This window comes from Burkholderia vietnamiensis LMG 10929 (assembly GCF_000959445.1).
GTDB classification, from domain to species: domain Bacteria; phylum Pseudomonadota; class Gammaproteobacteria; order Burkholderiales; family Burkholderiaceae; genus Burkholderia; species Burkholderia vietnamiensis.
This window is the reverse complement of record NZ_CP009632.1, coordinates 983,174-1,002,110: the sequence shown is the minus strand read 5'-3', so window position 1 is coordinate 1,002,110 and position 18,937 is coordinate 983,174. Positions and strand designations below refer to the sequence as shown.

Annotated in this window: 16 protein-coding genes; 10 read left to right on the top strand and 6 right to left on the bottom strand. The window is 71.1% G+C overall.

Annotated elements, in window-relative coordinates; translation table 11 throughout:
• Window positions 1–67: 67 nt before the first annotated feature.
• From xylF to AK36_RS29205, 8 genes are all read left to right on the top strand, one after another.
• Complete coding sequence (xylF, locus tag AK36_RS29240; protein WP_011880504.1) at window positions 68–1,096, top strand: D-xylose ABC transporter substrate-binding protein; 1,029 nt, start codon at window positions 68–70, stop codon at window positions 1,094–1,096.
• A gap of 71 nt (window positions 1,097–1,167) precedes the next feature.
• A complete protein-coding gene (gene xylG, locus AK36_RS29235) occupies window positions 1,168–2,727 on the top strand; it encodes a D-xylose ABC transporter ATP-binding protein (RefSeq protein WP_011880503.1) in 1,560 nt (519 codons plus the stop codon).
• Entirely contained in the window at window positions 2,724–3,923 is a 1,200-nt protein-coding gene (locus tag AK36_RS29230) for a sugar ABC transporter permease (protein ID WP_011880502.1), read from the top strand. Before xylG ends, AK36_RS29230 begins: the two co-directional genes overlap by 4 nt.
• Window positions 3,924–4,044: 121 nt before the next feature.
• Entirely contained in the window at window positions 4,045–5,541 is a 1,497-nt protein-coding gene (locus AK36_RS29225) for a sensor histidine kinase (RefSeq protein WP_045579829.1), read from the top strand.
• Window positions 5,526–6,914, top strand: a complete 1,389-nt coding sequence (locus tag AK36_RS29220) for a sigma-54-dependent transcriptional regulator (RefSeq protein WP_011880500.1) — start codon at window positions 5,526–5,528, stop codon at window positions 6,912–6,914. The genes AK36_RS29225 and AK36_RS29220 overlap by 16 nt, the downstream gene beginning before the upstream one ends.
• A 274-nt stretch (window positions 6,915–7,188) precedes the next feature.
• Complete coding sequence (locus AK36_RS29215) at window positions 7,189–7,734, top strand: hypothetical protein (protein ID WP_011880499.1); 546 nt, start codon at window positions 7,189–7,191, stop codon at window positions 7,732–7,734.
• Between the two features lie 13 nt (window positions 7,735–7,747).
• Window positions 7,748–9,052, top strand: coding sequence for an MFS transporter (locus AK36_RS29210; protein ID WP_011880498.1), 1,305 nt, complete (start codon window positions 7,748–7,750; stop codon window positions 9,050–9,052).
• 37 nt (window positions 9,053–9,089) lie between these two features.
• Complete coding sequence (locus AK36_RS29205) at window positions 9,090–10,322, top strand: arsenic transporter (protein ID WP_045579996.1); 1,233 nt, start codon at window positions 9,090–9,092, stop codon at window positions 10,320–10,322.
• A 384-nt stretch (window positions 10,323–10,706) separates the two neighbouring features.
• Here AK36_RS29205 and AK36_RS29200 read toward each other — a convergent pair whose 3' ends face one another.
• A complete protein-coding gene (locus AK36_RS29200; protein WP_011880496.1) occupies window positions 10,707–11,609 on the bottom strand; it encodes a LysR family transcriptional regulator in 903 nt (300 codons plus the stop codon).
• 100 nt (window positions 11,610–11,709) lie between these two features.
• Between AK36_RS29200 and AK36_RS29195 the strand changes: the two genes are divergently transcribed.
• Window positions 11,710–12,585 carry an aldo/keto reductase family oxidoreductase gene (locus AK36_RS29195; protein ID WP_011880495.1) on the top strand — a complete coding sequence of 292 codons (876 nt, stop codon included), beginning with the start codon at window positions 11,710–11,712 and terminating at the stop codon, window positions 12,583–12,585.
• Between the two features lie 258 nt (window positions 12,586–12,843).
• On the opposite strand, the gene AK36_RS29190 is transcribed toward AK36_RS29195, so the two are convergent.
• Window positions 12,844–13,248 (bottom strand): cupin domain-containing protein, encoded by a 405-nt coding sequence (locus AK36_RS29190; protein WP_011880494.1) that lies wholly within the window; start codon window positions 13,246–13,248, stop codon window positions 12,844–12,846.
• Window positions 13,249–13,722: 474 nt separating this feature from the next.
• Window positions 13,723–14,586 (bottom strand): SDR family oxidoreductase, encoded by an 864-nt coding sequence (locus tag AK36_RS29185; RefSeq protein ID WP_011880493.1) that lies wholly within the window; start codon window positions 14,584–14,586, stop codon window positions 13,723–13,725.
• A 137-nt stretch (window positions 14,587–14,723) separates the two neighbouring features.
• Between AK36_RS29185 and AK36_RS29180 the strand changes: the two genes are divergently transcribed.
• Window positions 14,724–15,620 carry a LysR family transcriptional regulator gene (locus AK36_RS29180; protein WP_011880492.1) on the top strand — a complete coding sequence of 299 codons (897 nt, stop codon included), beginning with the start codon at window positions 14,724–14,726 and terminating at the stop codon, window positions 15,618–15,620.
• A gap of 9 nt (window positions 15,621–15,629) precedes the next feature.
• On the opposite strand, the gene AK36_RS34050 is transcribed toward AK36_RS29180, so the two are convergent.
• The 3 genes from AK36_RS34050 to AK36_RS29170 all read right to left on the bottom strand — a co-directional run bounded on the left by AK36_RS34050 (window position 15,630) and on the right by AK36_RS29170 (window position 18,842).
• A complete protein-coding gene (locus tag AK36_RS34050; RefSeq protein ID WP_011880491.1) occupies window positions 15,630–15,800 on the bottom strand; it encodes a hypothetical protein in 171 nt (56 codons plus the stop codon).
• Complete coding sequence (locus AK36_RS29175) at window positions 15,797–16,756, bottom strand: DUF72 domain-containing protein (RefSeq protein WP_011880490.1); 960 nt, start codon at window positions 16,754–16,756, stop codon at window positions 15,797–15,799. The genes AK36_RS34050 and AK36_RS29175 overlap by 4 nt, the downstream gene beginning before the upstream one ends.
• A gap of 127 nt (window positions 16,757–16,883) precedes the next feature.
• On the bottom strand, window positions 16,884–18,842 hold the full coding sequence (locus AK36_RS29170; RefSeq protein ID WP_011880489.1) for a phosphatase PAP2 family protein: 1,959 nt from the start codon (window positions 18,840–18,842) through the stop codon (window positions 16,884–16,886).
• Window positions 18,843–18,937: the final 95 nt, after the last annotated feature.

The following is an 18,937-nucleotide window of genomic DNA, read 5'->3' as shown; positions in this document are numbered from 1 at the left end:
ATGCGGGCGGCCCGTTCCGACGGCCGCCCGGCGTTCGTAAGGTGGTTCCATAACAAGGAGTGGAGACATGCAATCCGTGACGCGTCGTACCGTATTGAGTTCGCTTGCCGGCGCCGCTGCGCTGGCGATCCTCGCACTGGGCGCACCGCTCGCGCATGCGAGCAAGGACAAGCCCGAGATCGGCTTCTGCATCGACGATCTGCGCGTCGAGCGCTGGTCGCGCGACCGCGACTATTTCGTTGCGGCGGCAACCAAGCTCGGCGCGAAGGTGTCGGTGCAGTCGGCCGATGCGAGCGAGGAGCGGCAGATTTCGCAGATCGAGAACCTGATTTCGCGCGGCGTCGACGTGATCGTCATCGTGCCGTTCAACTCGAAGACGCTCGGCAACGTCGTCGCCGAGGCGAGGAAGGCCGGCATCAAGGTCGTGTCGTACGACCGGCTGATCCTCGATGCGGACGTCGACGCCTACATCTCGTTCGACAACGAGAAGGTCGGCGAACTGCAGGCGCAGGGCGTGTTCGACGCGAAGCCGAAGGGCAACTACTTCCTGCTCGGCGGCGCGCCGACCGACAACAACGCGAAGATGCTGCGCGAAGGGCAGCTCAAGGTGCTGAAGCCGGCGATCGATCGCGGCGACATCAAGGTGGTCGGCCAGCAATGGGTGCCCGAGTGGAGCGCCTCGACCGCGCTGCGCATCGTCGAGGACGCGCTGACCGCCAACAACAACAAGATCGATGCGATCGTCGCGTCCAACGACGGCACGGCCGGCGGCGCGATCCAGGCGCTCGCCGCCCAGCATCTGGCCGGCAAGGTGCCGGTGTCCGGGCAGGACGCGGATCTCGCCGCGGTCAAGCGCGTGATCGCCGGCACGCAGACGATGACCGTCTACAAGCCGCTGAAGCTGATCGCGAGCGAAGCCGCGAAGCTCGCGGTCGATCTCGCGAAGGGCACGAAGCCCGCGTTCAACGCGCAGTACGACAACGGCAGGAAGAAGGTCGACACGGTGCTGCTGCAGCCGACGCTGCTCACCAAGCGCAACGTCGACATCGTCGTGAAGGACGGCTTCTACACCCAGGCGCAGCTGGCGAGCCAGTAACGGCGCGCGCGGCGCGCTGCACGCGGCCGGCCCTGTGCGCGGCCGCGTGCCGATTGCGAGGCAATGAACGTATGACCGAACCCTTGCTGACGATGCGCGGCATCGTCAAGGCATTCGACGGCGTGAAGGCGCTCGACGGCATCGACCTGACCGTGCGCCCCGGCGAATGCGTCGGCCTGTGCGGCGAGAACGGCGCCGGCAAGTCGACGTTGATGAAGGTGCTGTCGGGCGTGTATCCGCACGGCACGTGGGACGGCGAGATCCGCTGGGAAGGCGCGCCGCTCGTCGCGTCCGGCGTGCGCGACACGGAGCGCGCGGGCATCGTGATCATTCACCAGGAGCTGATGCTCGTGCCCGAGCTGTCGGTCGCGGAGAACATCTTCCTCGGCAACGAGATCACGCTGCCGGGCGGCCGCATGCATTACGCGGAGATGGTGCGCCGCTCGGAGGCGCTGCTGCGCGAGCTGCGCATCGACGCGATCAACGTCGCGCAGCCGGTGATGAACTACGGCGGCGGCCACCAGCAGCTGATCGAGATCGCGAAGGCGCTCAACAAGCGCGCGAAGCTGCTGATCCTCGACGAGCCGTCGTCGTCGCTGAGCGCCGCGGAAACGCGCATCCTGCTCGACATCGTGCGCGACCTGAAGCGCCGCGGCGTCGCGTGCGTGTACATCTCGCACAAGCTCGACGAGATCGACGCGGTGTGCGACACCGTGACCGTGATCCGCGACGGCCGCCACGTCGCGACCGAGCCGATGCGCGCGCTGAGCACCGACCGGATCATCTCGATGATGGTCGGGCGCGACATCGGCAACCTGTATCCGCGCGAGCCGCACGAGATCGGCGAGGTCGTGCTCGAAGCGCGCAACGTGACCTGTCACGACGTCGCCAACCCGCGCCGCAAGCGCGTCGACGACGTGTCGTTCAGCGTGCGGCGCGGCGAGATCCTCGGCGTGGCCGGGCTGGTCGGCGCGGGCCGTACGGAGCTGATGCAGGCGATCTTCGGCGCGTATCCGGGGGCGAGCACGGCCACCGTGCGGATGAACGGGCGGCCGCTCGCGATCCGCTCGCCGGCCGATGCGATCCGCGCGGGCATCGCGATGGTGCCCGAGGATCGCAAGCGTCACGGGATCGTGCCGCAGCTCGGCGTCGGCCACAACATCACGCTGTCGGTGCTGCGCCGGTTCGCCACGCGCGGCCGGATCGACGCGGCCGCCGAGCTCGACGCGATCCGCACCGAGATGCAGCGGCTGTCGGTGCGCGCCGCGCATCCGTTCCTGCCGATCGCGAGCCTGTCGGGCGGCAACCAGCAGAAGGCGGTGCTCGCGCGGATGCTGCTCGCCGACCCGCAGGTGCTGATCCTCGACGAGCCGACCCGCGGCGTCGACGTGGGCGCGAAGGCCGAGATCTACCGGCTGATCTTCGCGCTCGCGCGGCGCGGCGTCGCGCTGATCGTCGTGTCGTCGGAGCTGCCGGAAGTGCTCGGGCTCGCCGATCGCGTGCTGGTGATCGGCGAAGGCGAGCTGCGCGGCGATTTCGCGAACGACGGTCTCACGCAGGAACAGATTCTCGGCGCCGCGCTGAAGCCCGCGCGGCGTCCGGCCGAACCCATTGCAGCGAGTGCGACATGAATACCGAACTTTCCTCCTCTTCCGCCGTGCCGCCGGACGCCGACGCGCGCCGCCTGCGCGGCCATCCGCTGCGGCAGATCTTCGTGCGCTACAAGGTGCTCGCGCTGCTGTTCGCGGTCGTCGCGATCTGGGCGTTCTTCTCGGTGCTGACCGACGGCGCGTTCGTCACGCCGCGCAACGTGTCGAACCTGCTGCGGCAGATGTCGATCACCGGCATGCTCGCGTGCGGGATGGTGTTCGTCATCATCGCCGGCGAGATCGACCTGTCGGTCGGCTCGCTGCTCGGGCTGCTCGGCGGCGTCGCGGCGATCCTCGACGTCAACCGCCACTGGCCGGTGGCCGCGACGGTGCCGGCGGTGCTCGCGCTCGGCGTGCTGGTCGGGCTGTTCAATGGCTGGTGGTCGACCTATCGGCGCGTGCCGTCGTTCATCGTCGGGCTCGGCGGGATGCTCGCATTCCGCGGGATCCTGCTCGGCGTGACCGGCGGCTCGACGATCGCGCCGGTGTCCGACGGCTTCGTGTTCCTCGGCCAGGGCTATCTGCCGCGCGCGGTGGGCGACGGCCTCGCGGTGCTGTTGTTCGCGCTCGTCGCGCTGCTGGTCGTGCGGCAGCGCGGCACGCGGCGCCGCTACCGGCTCGCGGTCGTGCCGCCGTGGCAGGACGTCGCGAAGGTCGTCGGCGCCGGCGCCGTGCTGTTCGCGTTCGTCGCGACGCTCGATCGCTACGGCGGCATTCCGGTGCCGGTGCTGCTGCTGCTCGCGCTGCTCGGCGTGTTCTCGTGGATCGCGACGCAGACGGTGTTCGGCCGGCGCATCTATGCGGTCGGCTCGAACCTGGAGGCCACGCGCCTGTCCGGCGTCGATACCGATCGCGTGAAGCTCGCGATCTTCGCGCTGATGGGGCTGATGTGCGCGTTTGCCGGCATCGTCAACACCGCGCGGCTCGCGGCCGGCTCGCCGTCGGCCGGCACGATGGGCGAGCTCGACGCGATCGCCGCGTGCTTCATCGGCGGCACGTCGATGCGCGGCGGGTCGGGCACCGTGTACGGCGCGCTGATCGGCGCGCTCGTGATGGCGAGCCTCGACAACGGGATGTCGATGCTCGACGTCGACGCGTACTGGCAGATGATCGTGAAGGGCGCGGTGCTGGTGCTGGCCGTGTGGATCGACGTGGTGTCGCGCTCGAACCGGCGCTGACGGCGCGGGCGCGTCGGCGGGGGCCCGACGCGCCAGCCCGGCCCGGCCCGCGCCTGGGTGGTCGGCAGGCTTTACGCTATCCTGTCGCGATCGCCTTTTCGCCGGAACCCCGCCGGACCCCATGAAGCGCCCGTCGTTTTCCAACCAGCTCGTGATGTTGTGGTCACTCGTTGCCGTGCTGTGCGCGACGCTCGTCGCGCTCGTGTGGATCGTCACGCGTTCCGCCGCGAGCGAGCAGATCGCCGATGCGCGCACCCAGGCCGCGGCGGCGTGTGCAGCGGTCGCGTCGCGCTACGCGGGCGCGGGCTCGCCGCCCGGCGCGCAACCGGACGCCGACCGGATGCACGCCGTCCTCGACATCGTGCTCGCCCGCACGCCGGACGTCGAAGGCGGCTTCTGGACGCGCAGCGGCGCCGGCGCCGACGGCCGCTTCGTCGCGTATGCGTTTCCGACCTATCAGGGCAGCGGCATCAAGCGCGACGTTCCGGAGGACGAAACGCCGCTGATCGTGCGGACGCTGCGCGCGAGCGCGGCGATCGGCATCGCGTCGACCAGCGTGGTCGAAGGCGCGCAGGACGCGGTCGTCGCGGCGGCCTGCCCGGTGCCCGGCATGCCGGGGCTGTTCGCGTGGATGCTGACCCGCGCGCATCCGCCGCTCGGCCGGCATGGCGAGTTGCTCGCGACGGCGCTGGCGGCGGTGCTCGCGGTCCTGCTCGCGATCGCGGCGGGGCTCGCGTTCGCGCTGCGCGGCTGGAACCGCAAGCTCGGGCGCATCGAGGCGGCGCTGTCGACCGAGGGCCGCGACGCGCAGCTGCCGCGCGTGGGCGAGCCCGATCTCGACCGCATCATCGACGCGTTCAACGCGCGCACGCGGCGGGCCGAACGCCTGCAGCAGCAGGCCGGCGAACTCGGCGCGCGGCTCGTGCAGGCCGAGCGCTTCGCGATGCTCGGCAAGCTGGCTGCACAGCTCGCGCACGAAATCCGCAATCCGATGGGCGCGATGCGGCTGAAGGCGGAGAATGCGCTCGCCGGCGACGTGAGCCGGCAGCAGGACGCGCTGCGCATCATCCTCGCGCAGATCGCCCGCATCGACGCACAACTGTCGGGCCTGCTCGCGCTGACCCAGCCGGTGAGCCCGCACGCGACGCGCGTCGATCTCGACACGTGGCTGCCGCAGGTGGTCGATGCGCATCGCGAGCTCGCGCAGCGGCAATCCATCGCCGTGACGTGCACGCCCGACGGGCGGGGCGAGCGCTTCGCGGCGCCCGCCGACGGCCCGGCGTTCGACGCGGAGCAGATGCGCCGTGCGCTCGACAACCTGCTGCTCAACGCGCTGCGCCACGCGGGCGACGGCGGTGCGGTCGCGGTCGCGGCCGCGCGCTCGACGGCCGACGGGCGCGCGATGCTCCGCTTCACGGTGTCGGATACGGGGCCAGGCGTACCGGACGCGCAGCGCGAGCGGATCTTCGAGCCGTTCGTGACGGGCCGGGCGGACGGCACCGGCCTCGGCCTCGCGGTCGTGCGCGAAGTGGCCGCGGCGCACGGCGGCCGCGCGTGGGTCGACACGACGCCGCGCGGCGCTTCCTTCGTGATCGAGATCCCATGGCAAGCATCCTGATCGTCGACGACGACGCCGCATTCCGCGACGGCCTCGCGGAAACCCTCGGCGATCTCGGTCATCGGGTCGTCGAGGCCGCATCCGCGCGCGCGGCGCTCGCGACGCTGCGCGACGGCGCGCGCGTCGATTGCGTGTTCCTCGACTTCCGGCTGCCGGACCTCGACGGCCTCGCGGTGCTCGCGCAATTGCGCGACGACCCGGCGCTCGCCGCGATTCCGGTCGTGATGCTGACCGCCCATGCGACCAGCGACAACACGATCGACGCGATGCGGCTCGGCGCGTTCGATCATCTGACGAAGCCGGTCGGGCGGGACGACATCGCGCGCCTGCTCGAGCGCATCGTGTCCGCGCATGCGCCGCTGCCGGCCGGCGACGCCGAACCGGCCCGGTTCGCGGGCGAGAGCGCGTCGGACCGGCCGCGATTGCTCGGCGCGAGCGCCGCGATGCGCGACGTGCAGAAGCAGCTCGGCCGCGCCGCGACCAGCGACGCGACGGTGCTGATCACCGGCGAAACCGGCACCGGCAAGGAAGTGGCCGCGCGCGTGCTGCACGCGGCGTCGGCGCGGCATGCCGGGCCGTTCGTCGCGGTGAACTGCGCGGCCGTGCCGGCCGAGCTGCTCGAGAGCGAACTGTTCGGCCATCGCCGCGGCGCGTTCACCGGCGCGCATGCGGATCGCGCGGGGCGGCTCGTCGAGGCCGACGGCGGCACGTTGTTCCTCGACGAAATCGGCGACATGCCGGCCGCGATGCAGGCGAAGCTGCTGCGCGCGCTGCAGGAGCGTCAGGTGACGCCGCTCGGCGCGGACCGGCCGACGACGATCGACCTCCGCGTGGTGGCCGCGACGCACCGCGACCTCGCGGCCGCGGTGGCGAACGGCACGTTCCGCGAAGACCTGTTCTACCGGCTGAACGTGATCCCGCTGCATCTGCCGCCGCTCGCCGAGCGGGTCGCCGACATCCTGCCGCTCGCCGCGCATTTTCTCGAGCGCGCGGCCGGCGCGCGTGCGCTGTATCTGACCAACGATGCGCAGCGCGCGCTGCTCGCGCACCGCTGGCCCGGCAACGTGCGCGAACTGCGCAACGTGATGGAGCGCGCGGCTGCGCTCGCGCCCGGGCCCGCGATCGGCGCGGCCGATCTCGCGCTCGGCTTGGCATCAGCGTCGGCGTCGGCGGCGCCCGCGGACGACGCGCTGCCCGCGTACCTGTTCGATCTGCCGCTGCCCGATGCGCTCGCGACGGTCGAGCGCGCCGCGATCCTGCGCGCATTGGCGCTCGCGAACGGCAATCGCGCGCAGGCGGCGCGGCAGCTCGGCATCGGCCGCCAGTCGCTGTACGCGCGGATGGCGAGCCTCGGCATCGAGCGCGACGACTGAACGGCGCAGCGGGTGTCGGGTTTCCCGACACCGGCCGGCTGCTGCTGTCCGTCTTTCCGACACCTGGGGCGTGACCGCCGCGATCGCCGCACGGCCGCGCGGGCCTGCGCGCACTGGCACGGCGTTTGCAAAGAGAGGCGGACCGCAACCCGTCGTCGCGGTCCGTCACGCCGCCGTCGCCGCGCGTTCGACGCTGCGCGCCGCCCGGCCGCCGCAGCGTACGCCGCGGCCCTCGGTGCGACGCCTGCGGCGACACTCCGATGAGGACCCCACGATGCACTGGATCGATCCGGCGTGCCTGCCCGAAACGCGCGGCCGCGTCACGCAGTTTTTGCTCAACCCGCATGGCGAAGTCGACGGGCTGATCCTCGACGGCCAACTGCAGGTTCATGTGCCGCCGCATCTCGGCCGCGCGCTGGTGCGGCACGTGGCCAGCGGCGACCGCATCCGCGTGCGCGGCGTCAAGCCGCGCGGCGCCGACATGGTGGCGGCCGTGCAGCTGACCGCTCGCGACGGCGCCGAGCTGGTCGACACCGGCCCCGGCCCCGAACCGCATGCGCGGCCGCATCCCGCCCGCGAGCCGATCGACCTGTGCGGCCAGATCGCGTTCGCGCTGCATGGCCCGCGCGGCGAGTGCAACGGCGCGCTGCTGACGAGCGGCGCGGCGCTGCGCATGCCGCCGCACGCGGCCGCCGAACTCGCCGACTACCTGCGTCCCGGCACGCACGTGCAGGTGTGGGGCGATGCGGTCGTCACGCCGCACGGCACGACGATCGACGTCGTCGAGATCGCCGAGCTCGTCGATGCGCCGGCCGACTGAACGCGCGGCGACCATGCGACCGGCGCGCGCGCTCGAGGCGCTCAACTTCTTCATCGCCGACGTGCAGGCCGGGATCGGCCCGTTCGCCGGCGTGATCCTGCTGTCGCGCGGGTGGAGCGCCGACGCGATCGGCTCCGTGATGACGCTCGCCGGGCTCGCGGCGATGGCCGCGACGCCGGCCGCCGGCGCGCTCGTCGACGCGCTGCGCGCGAAGCGGCTGCTGATCGTCTGCGCGACAGCCGCGACCGCGCTCGCGTCGCTGACGCTGCGTTTCGCCGACGGCTACGGGGCCGTCGCCGCATCGCAGGTCGTGGCCGCGGTGTGCGGCGCGGCGCTCGCGCCGGCCATCGCCGGCATGACGCTCGGCATCGCGCGCAGACAGGGCTTCGACCGCCAGTTCGGCCGCAACCAGATGGCGAATCACGCCGGCAACGTGGTCGGCGCCGCACTCGCCGGCTGGCTCGGCTGGCACGCGGGATTCGATGCCGTGTTCGCGCTCGTCGCCGCGTTCGCGGTGCTCGCGATCGTGAGCGCGTGCGCGATTCCGGCGCGGGCGATCGACCATGCGTGCGCGCGCGGCCTCGCGATGCCGGACGACGCAGCCGGCCGCGCGCGCGGCGAGCCGGCGTCGGATCGCGGCCGCTCGGCCGGCGGCGCGGCGCGGCCTGCGCGCGCATGGCGCTCGGTGGCCGCGAACCGGCCGCTGGTGCTGCTCGGCGTATCGCTCGCGCTGTTCCATCTCGGCAACGCGGCGATGCTGCCGCTGTACGGAATGGGCGTCGTCGCCGCGCACCGCAGCGATCCGAGCGTGTTTACCGCGCAGACCATCGTGATCGCGCAATGCGTGATGATCGCGGCGGCGTGGTGCGCGCCGCGGCTGATTCGTGCGCACGGATACTGGTGCGTGCTGCTGCTGTCGTATCTGGCGCTGCCGCTGCGCGGCGTGCTCGCGGCCGCGCTGATGAGCGAGGCCGGCGTGTGGCCGGTGCAGATCCTCGACGGGATCGGCGCCGGCCTGCAAAGCGTCGTCGTGCCGGCGCTCGTCGTGCGCCTGCTCGACGGCACGGGCCACGTGAACGCCGGGCAGGGCGCGGTCGCGACCGTGCAGGGCATCGGCGCGGCGCTCAGCCCGACGCTCGGCGGCGTACTCGCGCAGCATTACGGTTATCCGGTCGCGTTCGTCGTGCTGGGCGCGGTGTCGACCGGCTCGCTCGCGCTGTGGCTCGGCTATGCGCGCTCGCTGCGCGCGGCGTGCGGCAAGCCGCCGGGCGGCGCGGACGGCGGTGAGCCGGCCGACCTGCCGGTCGCATCGCGATGAAGCGCGCGTCGATGCATTGCAGCCGCCCGGTATGCCGATGAATTCCGCTCCGTTCGCGTGGTCGATCGCCGCGCTCGCGACCGCCGGCGTGATCGTGCGGCCGTTCGGCTGGCCCGAGGCGATCTGGGCCGTGGCCGGCGCGGTGCTGCTGGTCGCCCTCGGCCTGTTGCCGGCCGACGCGGCGCTCGCGGCCGTGGCGAAAGGCGGCGACGTGTACCCGTTCCTGACCGGGATGATGCTGCTGTCCGAAGTGGCGCGGCGCGAGGGGTTGTTCGACTGGGTCGCGGCCCACGTCGTGAACGGCGCGCGCGGTTCGCCGCGGCGGCTGTTCGCGCTCGTCTATCTGGTCGGCACCGTCACGACCGTGTTCCTGTCGAACGACGCGACCGCCGTCGTGCTGACGCCGGCCGTGTTCGCGGCTGCGCGCCGCGCGAAGACGGACCCGCTGCCGCTGCTGTACGTCTGCGCGTTCGTCGCGAACGCGGCGAGCTTCGTGCTGCCGATCTCGAACCCCGCGAATCTCGTGCTGTACGGTGCGCACATGCCCGCGCTCGGCACCTGGCTCGCACGCTTCGCGCTGCCGTCCATCGCGTCGATCGCGTGTACCTACGCGATGCTGCGCGCGACGCAGCGTCACGCGTTGCGCGGCCGGTGTGCGTGCGATCTGCCGGTGCCCTCGCTGAGCGCGGGCGCGCGCATCGCGTTGGCCGGCATCGCGGCGACGGCCGCCGCACTGATGATCGTGTCGCTGCTCGACCGGCCGCTCGGCTTGCCGACTGCGCTGGCCGGCGCGCTGACCGCGGCCTGTGTGCTGGCGCGCGATCGCGCGGCCTGCGGGCCGACGCTGCGCGCGATTTCGTGGAGCGTGCTGCCGCTCGTGGCCGGACTGTTCGTGCTGGTCGAGGCGCTCGAGCGGACCGGCGCGGTGGATGCGCTGGCGGCGTTGCTGCGCACGCTGACGGCCGGCGGTACGGCGCATGCGGCGGCCGCGTCGGGCGTCGCCATCGCGCTGGCGTCGAACCTCGTCAACAACCTGCCTGCGGGGCTCGTCGCCGGCGCGATCGTGGGCGTCGCGCACAGCCCGCAGCCGGTGGTTGATGCGCTGCTGATCGGCGTCGATCTCGGGCCGAACCTGTCCGTCACCGGCTCGCTCGCGACGATCCTGTGGCTCGCGGCGATCCGGCGCGACGGGCTGCAGGTGAGCGCGGGGAAGTTTCTGGCGATCGGCGCGTGTGTGATGCTGCCGGCGCTGGCGGTGCGGCTTGTGTAGAGGTGGGGGGCTTGTGGGGCGGAAGGCGGGCGCGGGCGGGGACATCCGCGCCACGTCATGCGCTACGCGGCGTCGGCCTCGATGAAATCGGCGAACGTGTGCAACGGTGCAGGTATAGCGGTGTGTGTGCTTAGGCGACGGAAAGCCCGCGCGGACCACGGCCGACATCGACGTGTGGCTACGGTGATCCGGCGGCCGTCGGACACCCGCGCCACGTCATGCGTTACGCGGCGTCGGCCTTGATGAAGTTGGCGAACGTATGCAGCGGTGCAGGTATAGCGGTGTGTGTGCTTAGGCGACGGAAAGCCCGCGCGGACCACGGTCGACATCGACGTGGGGCTACGGTGATCCGGCGGCCGTCGGACACCCGCGCCACGTCATGCGTTACGCGGCCTCGGCCTTGATGAAGTCGACGAAGGCGCGCAGCGGCGCGGGCACGAAGCGCCGGCCCGGATAGTACAGATACGGGCCGGAGAACGGCCGCCACCACGCGTCGAGCACGGGCTCGAGCGCGCCGCTCGCGAGCTGCGGCGCGAGCCAGTCTTCGTACAGGTGGACGATGCCGACGCCCGCGCATGCGGCATCGACGACGAGATCGACGGCGCCGCCGATCTGCACGACGAGCGGCCCCGACGGCTCGACGCGCACCACTTCGCCGTCGCGCTCGAACTCCCACGCCGGCATCGCGCCGCTCGCGAACCGGCCGCGCAGGCACGCGTGGTCGAGCAGCTCGCGCGGATGGGCCGGCCGGCCGCGCCGCGCGAGATAGGCGGGCGCCGCCGCGGTCGCGAAGCGCTGCGAGCGCGGGCCGATCGGCACGGCGATCATGTCCTGTTCGAGGCGGTCGTCGTAGCGTATGCCGGCGTCGCAGCCGGCCGCCAGGATATCGACGAAGCTCTCGTCCGCGACGATGTCGAGCCGGATCTCCGGATACGCGTCGAGAAAGCGCGGGATGATCGACGGCAGCACGAGCCGCGCCGCGCTGGTCGGCACATTGAGCTTGAGCGTGCCGACCGGCCGCTCGCGGAACGTGTTCACCACGTCGAGCGCGGCCTGCACCTCGCTCAGCGCGGGCGTGAGCCGCGCCAGCAGACGCTCGCCGGCTTCGGTCGGCGACACGCTGCGCGTCGTCCGGTGCAGCAGCCGGACTCCCAACTGCGCCTCCAGCCGGCGCACCGCCTCGCTGAGCCCCGACGCGCTCGCGTCGGCCAGCCGCGCGGCCTCGCGAAAGCCCCTCGCGCGCGCCACCGCCACGAACGCGTTCAGATCGCCGAGATCGACTTGCATTGTTCGTCCTTTCGTACAGGTCGTGCAGATTATGACGGGTTATCGCGCAGTGCGAGGCGGCGTAACCTGCGTTCTGTCATTCGAAAACAGGAGCACGATCATGTCCCCCATCGTTCAATCGGGCACGTTCGCCATCGCCGGCCGGCGCGTTCACCGTCTCGGTTACGGCGCGATGCAGCTGGCCGGGCCCGGCGTGTTCGGGCCGCCGAAGGATCGCGACGCCGCGCTCGCGGTGCTGCGCGAAGCCGTGGCGGCGGGCGTCGACCACATCGACACCAGCGACTTCTACGGCCCGCATGTGACGAACCAGCTGATTCGCGAAGCGCTGCACCCGTATCGCGACGATCTGCTGATCGTGACCAAGGTCGGTGCGATGCGCGGCGACGACGGCTCGTGGCTGCCGGCCTTCTCCGCCGACGCGCTCGCCGCGGCCGTGCACGACAACCTGCGCAACCTGGGCCTCGACGTGCTCGACGTCGTCAACCTGCGCATCATGTTCGACGTGCACGGGCCGGCCGAAGGCTCGATCGAGGCGCCGCTGAGCGCGCTCGCCGAACTGCAGCGGCAGGGCCTCGTGCGGCACATCGGGCTGAGCAACGTGACGGCCGCGCAGATCGCCGAAGGGCGGCGGATCTGCGACATCGCGTGCGTGCAGAACCACTACAACCTCGCGCATCGCGACGACGATGGCCTGATCGACGCGCTCGCACGCGACGGCATCGCGTACGTCCCGTACTTTCCGCTCGGCGGCTTCAACCCGTTGCAGTCGTCGACGCTCGACGCGGTCGCCGCGCGGCTCGGCGCGACGCCGATGCAGACCGCGCTCGCGTGGCTGCTGCGCCGCGCGCCGAACATCCTGCTGATTCCGGGCACGTCGTCGGTCGCTCATCTGCGCGAGAATCTGGCCGCCGGCGCGCTGACGCTGCCGGACGATGCGATGCGCGAACTCGACGGCATCGCGGCGGTGCGCGGCTGAGGCGGGCGGGGCGGTTGGCGGGGCTTGCTGCGGGAGGTGCTGCGCGAGGTGCTGCGTGCGGCAGCGTGCGGCTGCGTGCGCCCGAAGCGCCGGCCGCCCGAGCCGCGCCGAGCGCGGGGTGCCGCCTGCGCGTACCCGCGTGCTGGATACATATGATGTCCGCGGTAACGGGAAGCGCGTTCGCTGCGGTCGCGCGATATCGAACCGCGTGCACCGCCCGTCGCGCGCGGGCTTGCGCCGCCCGCGACGCGCGCGAATTCAGCGCGGCTGCGGCTGACCGAGCTGCTCGTCGAGCGTGCGCGTCAACGGCGACTGCACGTCGCCGGTGTGCTTCGTCTGCACGGGCTCGATCAGCACGATCCAGCATTCTTCTTCGGCGATCGGGTTGTGCAGCGTGCCGCGCGGCACCACGTGCATCGAGCCGGCGGGCAGATCGACGACGCGGCCGCCTTCATACTCGATCTTCAGGTGGCCGCGCACGACGAAGAACAGCTCGTCTTCGCCGACATGGTCGTGCCACACGAGCCGGCCGCGCACCTTCGCGACTTTGACGTACTGATCGTTGACCTGCGCGACCACCTTGGGCGACCAGTATTCGGATACGTCGTCGAATGCGGCTTCGAGATCGAACGATTCGGCGAACGGAACGGCGGGGAGGGTCATCTCGTCTCCAGAGGCGAAGGGTGTTGCCCGGAATGGGAAGTGCTGCGTCATCGCGCGCGAACGCGGCGAAAGGTCCGATTATAGGGAGGCCGTCACGCGGCTGCTTGGGTCGTGAATGCGGCGATGCGGGGTGGTCGATGTGCGGGGCGTTTTGCCGTGATGGCGCCGGTCGCGGCCATCGCGGCGGTAGATCGGTCGCGGCGATCGCCGCGAACCGGCCGCCGATGACGACCGGCTCGACGGCGTCCAGCCGCATCCGACCAACCGCACCGCGCCGCAGCACGGCGCATCGCCTTACCGCGCATCGCATGCCAGTGCGTCCCGGCGCACCAGCGCACTTGCGCATCGACACATCGGCGCACCAGCGCACTTGCGCATCGACACATCGGCGCATCGGCGCATCGGCACATCTGGCTCATCCGGCTCATCCGGCGCTGGCGCTAGCGCGCCAGCACCACCCACAACACTCACCACTCACCCAGCCAGCGCCGTCGCGAACGCGCGGTACGTGTGCAGCGGCCGCCCCAGGATCTCGATCAACCGTTCGACGGCGCCGCTTTGCGGCACCATCCCGTCGCTGACGTAGCGTTGTGCCATCAAGCGCATTTCGTACGCCATCCATTTCGGCATGAAGGTCGCCAGATTGTTTTCGAACGCGCTGGGATCGTCGCCGCCATACGCAACCGGACGGCCGAGAATCTCCGACCAGATGCCCGCCAGTTGCTCGCCGGTCAGCGTATCGGGGCCGACCAGGTCGATCGTCTCGACCGGCAGCTTGCCCGGCGCGTCGTTGCGGCGGATCAGCTCGAGCGCCGCGACTTCCGCGATGTCGCGCACGTCGACCATCGCGACGCCCTTGCCGCCGATCGGCATCGGATAGACGCCGTGGCCGACGATCACGTCCCTGACCATCCGTTCGTTGTCCATGAAGTACGCGGGACGCAGGATCGTCGCGCTGAAGCCGAGCTGTTCGATCATCCGCTCGGCGCCGAATTTCACGGCGAAGTGCGGCACGTCGACGAAGCGGTCCGCGTGCAGCACCGACAGATAGACGACGCGCTCGATCCCCGCGTCGCGGGCGAGGTTCAGCGCGATCAGCGCCTGCGTGAATTCGTCGCCCGCCACGCCGTTGAGCAGGAACAGCGTGCGCACGCCCGAATAGGCATTGCGCAGCGAGTCGATGTCGAGCATGTCGCCCTGCACGACGTTCGCCGCGGCCGGGAAATCGGCCTTCGACGGATCGCGCACCAACGCGCGCACGCTGGCGCCGCGCTCGACGAGTTGCTGGACGACCTGGCGGCCGACGCGGCCGGTGGCACCGGTAACGAGAATGGTCATGATGTCTGCTCCTGAAATAACGGTTGGGTTGACCTGCCCTCGTAAGTTAGGTGATCCACCTGCGGACCGGAAGATGTGATAAATAGACTCGGTGTCTCATTGGTGGAACGCATTGAGGAAACGCATTGGTGGAACCCATGGACCTGCTCGCGCTTGCCGATTTCAATCTGGTCGCCCGTCATGGCAGCTTCGGCGAAGCTGCGCGTGCGGCCGGGCGCCCGAAGGCGACGCTGTCGCGCCGCGTGTCGGAGCTGGAGAACAGCCTCGCGCTGCGCCTGTTCGAGCGCGGCTCGCGCGGCGTGACGCTGACGCAGGAAGGGCGCGCGCTGTACGAGCGCACCGGTGCGCTGCTCGCCGAGCTGGCCGACAGCGCCGCCGCGATCGCGTCGGGCGGCGAGCGGCCGCGCGGCCGGCTGCGCATCAGCGCGCCGATGCTGTTCTCGCAGCTGGCGATGGGCAAGCTCGTCGCGACGTTCGCGTTGAAGTATCCGGAGGTGCGACTGGAAGTGACGACCGACGACCGGCCGGTCGACATGATCGAAGAAGGCTACGACCTCGTGATCCGCGTGAACCCCGACCCGGACGCAACGCTGATCGGCCGCGTGTTCCTGCGCGACCGGCTGGCGGTGGTCGCGACGCCGGCGCTCTCGCGACCCGGCGACGGCGCCGCCGCGCCGGCCGTCGTGCGCACCGCCGACGACCTGCGCACCGCGTGGGACGTGATCGGGCCGGCCGGGCCGGCTCGCATCGCGTTCGAACCGGTGGCGCGGCTGTCGTCGCTGGTGATGGTGCGCGATACGGTGCGCCTCGGGCTCGGCGCCGCGTGCTTGCCGGTGTCGCTCGTGAGCGGCGACCTCGCGGCCGGCACGCTCGTCAGCTGGGGCGACGTGCCGGGGCCGGACATCGCGCTATGGGCGCTGTATCCGTCGCGGCGGCTGTTGAGCGCGCGCGTGTCCGCGTTTCTCGCGCATCTGTCCGATGCGTTTCCGTCCGCGAGCCCCGACGCGCTCGCCGCCTATCTCGACGCCGCGTGACGCCCGCGCCTAGGTGCGATCGCGGCTGCGCGCGCGCGTGGCGCCCGTGATCACCGCGATGCCGAACAGGATCACGGCGACGATCTCGACGACATGCTGCGACACGTGCAGCGCGATCAAGCCCCACGCGACGCCGCCGATGAAAATGAGCCATCCGACCAGATAGATGAGCAGGGTCATCGTTCTTCTCCTTGCGGTTGCGGTTCAGCCTGCGGCGCGCTGTCCGCTGCGGCCGCCGCGTCGTGCGCCCGCACGCCGAGGCGCGCCATCAGGCGCCGCGCATCGAACGGCGCGCGCGTCTTCGTATCGTTGTCGAAGTAGCAGTAGACGGCGCGCGCATGCGCGCGCGGCGGCGCGAGGTCCGGTGCGGCGAGGCGCGCGTCGGCCGGCTGCGCGCCGCGGCTCCACGTTTCGATGCGCTGCGCCCAGCGGTCGAGCGACGCATCCGAGTACTCGCCCGAATATTTGGTCTCGGTGCCGTGCAGCCGCATGTAGACGAAGTCGGCGCTCAGGTCCTCGAACTGCGGCCACGGTTCCGTCGAATCCGACACGACCAGCGCGACCGCGTGCCGGCGCAGCAGCTTCACGAACGCCGGGTCGACGAAGCTCGCGTGACGCACTTCGATCGCGTGTCGTAATGCGCGCTTGCGGTCGATCTGGAGATAGGGCGTCCTGACCCGCCCGTCGTGCCGTTGCGCGAGCGCCAGCGCCGCTCCGGTATCGTGCGGCAGCAGGCCGAGGAAGTGTTCCATGTGGTCGGGGTCGAATCGCAGCGACGGCGGAAATTGCCAGAGGAGCGGGCCGAGCTTGTCGTTGAGCGCAAGCAGCCCCTGCGCGAAAAAGTTCGCGCACGCGACCGTCGCGGTTTCGTCGCGAAACCGCAGCATGTGGGTCAGATAGCGTGCGCCTTTCACCGCGAACGTAAAACCGGGCGGCGTTTCGTCGTACCAGCGCCGCCAGCTGGCGAGCGATTGCAGGCTGTAATGCGTGCCGTTGATCTCGATCGTCTGCAGCCGGCTCGCTGCGTAGCGCAACTCGTCGGCCTGCTTCAGCCCTTTCGGGTAGAAGGTGCCGCGCCAGCCGGCGTAGCGCCAGCCGGAAATGCCGATATGGATGCGCGCTGATGGGCTCGTCACGTCGATACCTCGGAGATGCCGTGGATCGTGTCGCGACGAGCAAGGCGCGTGCCGGCCGGTATGAAATGGGGACCTGCACACAGCGTGCTCGCGACGGCCGCGCGGCACGCTGAGGCTGGACCGCCGATCAGGACGCCGACAACACCACCGACACGCCCGTAGCCGTATAAACCGGCGTTGCCTTGAAGCCGTCGACCGTCACCGTCGCGAACTTCGCGGCGAGCGCCGCGCCGTCGATCAGCGCGATCGTGTCGCCGGCCTTCGGCGCATAGCCGTTCACGAACTTCACGTGAAGCGTGCCGCCGGCGACGGTGAGCGGGCCGCCGACGCGCAGGCGGCCGCCGCCTTTGCCGTCGATGTCGAGTTCGAGCGTCGTGTTCGCGAGCTGCGTGTAACGCGTCGCGATCGTGACCGGCGCGGCCGCCGCGATCCGGACGCCGCCGCCCGCGCCGACGTACACGTCGCCGTTGCCGAACGCGCTCGCGGACGCCGCGGCGAGCGTGCCGCCGTTCACCTGCGTGCCGCCCGTGTAGCTGTTGTTGCCGGCGAGCGTCAGCGTGCCGGTGCCTTGCAGCGTCAGCTTGCCGGCGCCGCCGATGTCGTTGCGCCACTGGTCGGCCGCGTAGAAGCCGCCGCGCGACGCGTCCATCGACACGACCACGTTGCCGTTGAACGTGCCGTAGCCGTCGGCCGCGGTGAACAGGTTCAGGCGGCCCCAGCCTTCCGCATCGTCCATCACCGGGTAGCCCGACGGCAGCTCGGTGGTCTTCAGCACGACCCGCCGCTGGTCCGCGCTCAGGTACGGGAAGCGCGTCTGCAGCAGCACCTCGGCGCCCTTGGGCACGACGGGCGGCGCGTCGGTCGATTCGATCGCGCCGAAGCCGAACGTCAGGCGGCGCAGGAACGCGGCCCGGTTCGCGGTGTAATCGGCGAACCGGTCGGTCGCCGTGGTGCCCGAATGCGCGAACGCGGCGAACGTCGCGTCGGTCGTTCCCGTGAGCTGCTGCAGCGCCTGATGCGCCTGACCGTACGCGGCCTGCGCGTCGCTCGCGTAGGCGGTCAGGTTCGCCGCGCTGATGGCGAGCGCGAGCATGCGGCCGCCGATCACGTCGAGCGGCGAATGCATGCCGGCGAGGATCCGGTTCTCGCCGAGTTCGAGGCCGCGGCTCACCATCTCCTGGAAGCGCTCCGGCACGAGCCACGCCATCGTCGTCGCGTCGCGCATCGCTTCGGCCTCGTGGCCGCTGATGAAGCCGCCGTCGGTGGCGGGCGTCGCGCTTTCGGCGGGCACGAGCGTCGGCGCGACGGCGACCGCGGCGCTCCAGCGGTACGGACGCGCATATTTGTAGAAGCGCTTCGACGGTTCGGTCGACGCGTTGGTGCCCATTTCGTTGAGCAGATCGACGACCTTGCCGAAGTTCGCGTTGGTGCTGCTGCCGACGCCGGTGTTGTTGCCGGCGTCGTTGTACAGCACCGTGGTCGCATCGGCCGGCACGCTGGTGATGCTGGTCGTCTGCTGCGCGGCCGTGCGCCACGCGTCGGTGAGCGGGCCCATCCCGTCGGTCACGCTGTAGCCTTTGCCGCGCCGGTCGTCGAAGTAGGCCGCATCGGCCTGCTGCTGCGTGCGTGCGGTCGTTGCGTCGACCACGTATTGAACGTTGGCGGCGAGCACCGTGCCGTTCAGAATCGTGCCGCACGGCGTGCCGCTGCTGGGCAGGCCGGAGCACGTCGACGCCACCACGGCCGGAAACGCGCCGTTGGCCGGCGCGTTCACGCCCGCGTCGACGATCATCGTCGACGGCTGCCACAGATCGAGGAAGCGGCTCACGACCCGCACCGCGGCGTTGGTCGACAACGTCGCATAGCGCGCGTCGCCGCGCTGGTTGGTCGCGATGTTGTCGACGAACGCCGGCACGCTCGGCACCGGTGCGCTGTCGACGAAGCCGGGGTCGGCGGGCGGCGCCGGCATCGCGGCGCTGGTCGCCGGGGTCGATGCGACGTCGTCGCCGCCGCCGCAGGCGGCCAGTGCGAGCGCGCTCGCGAGTGCTGCGACGTGCAGCGGAAAACGGCGGGGTGACACGATCATGCGGACTCCATCCTGAAGGTCGAAGATGGCGGATTGTCGAGCGCGATCGTGACGCGGCCGTTAAGGAATTGTGGCGCGTCGCGGTCGACGCGGCC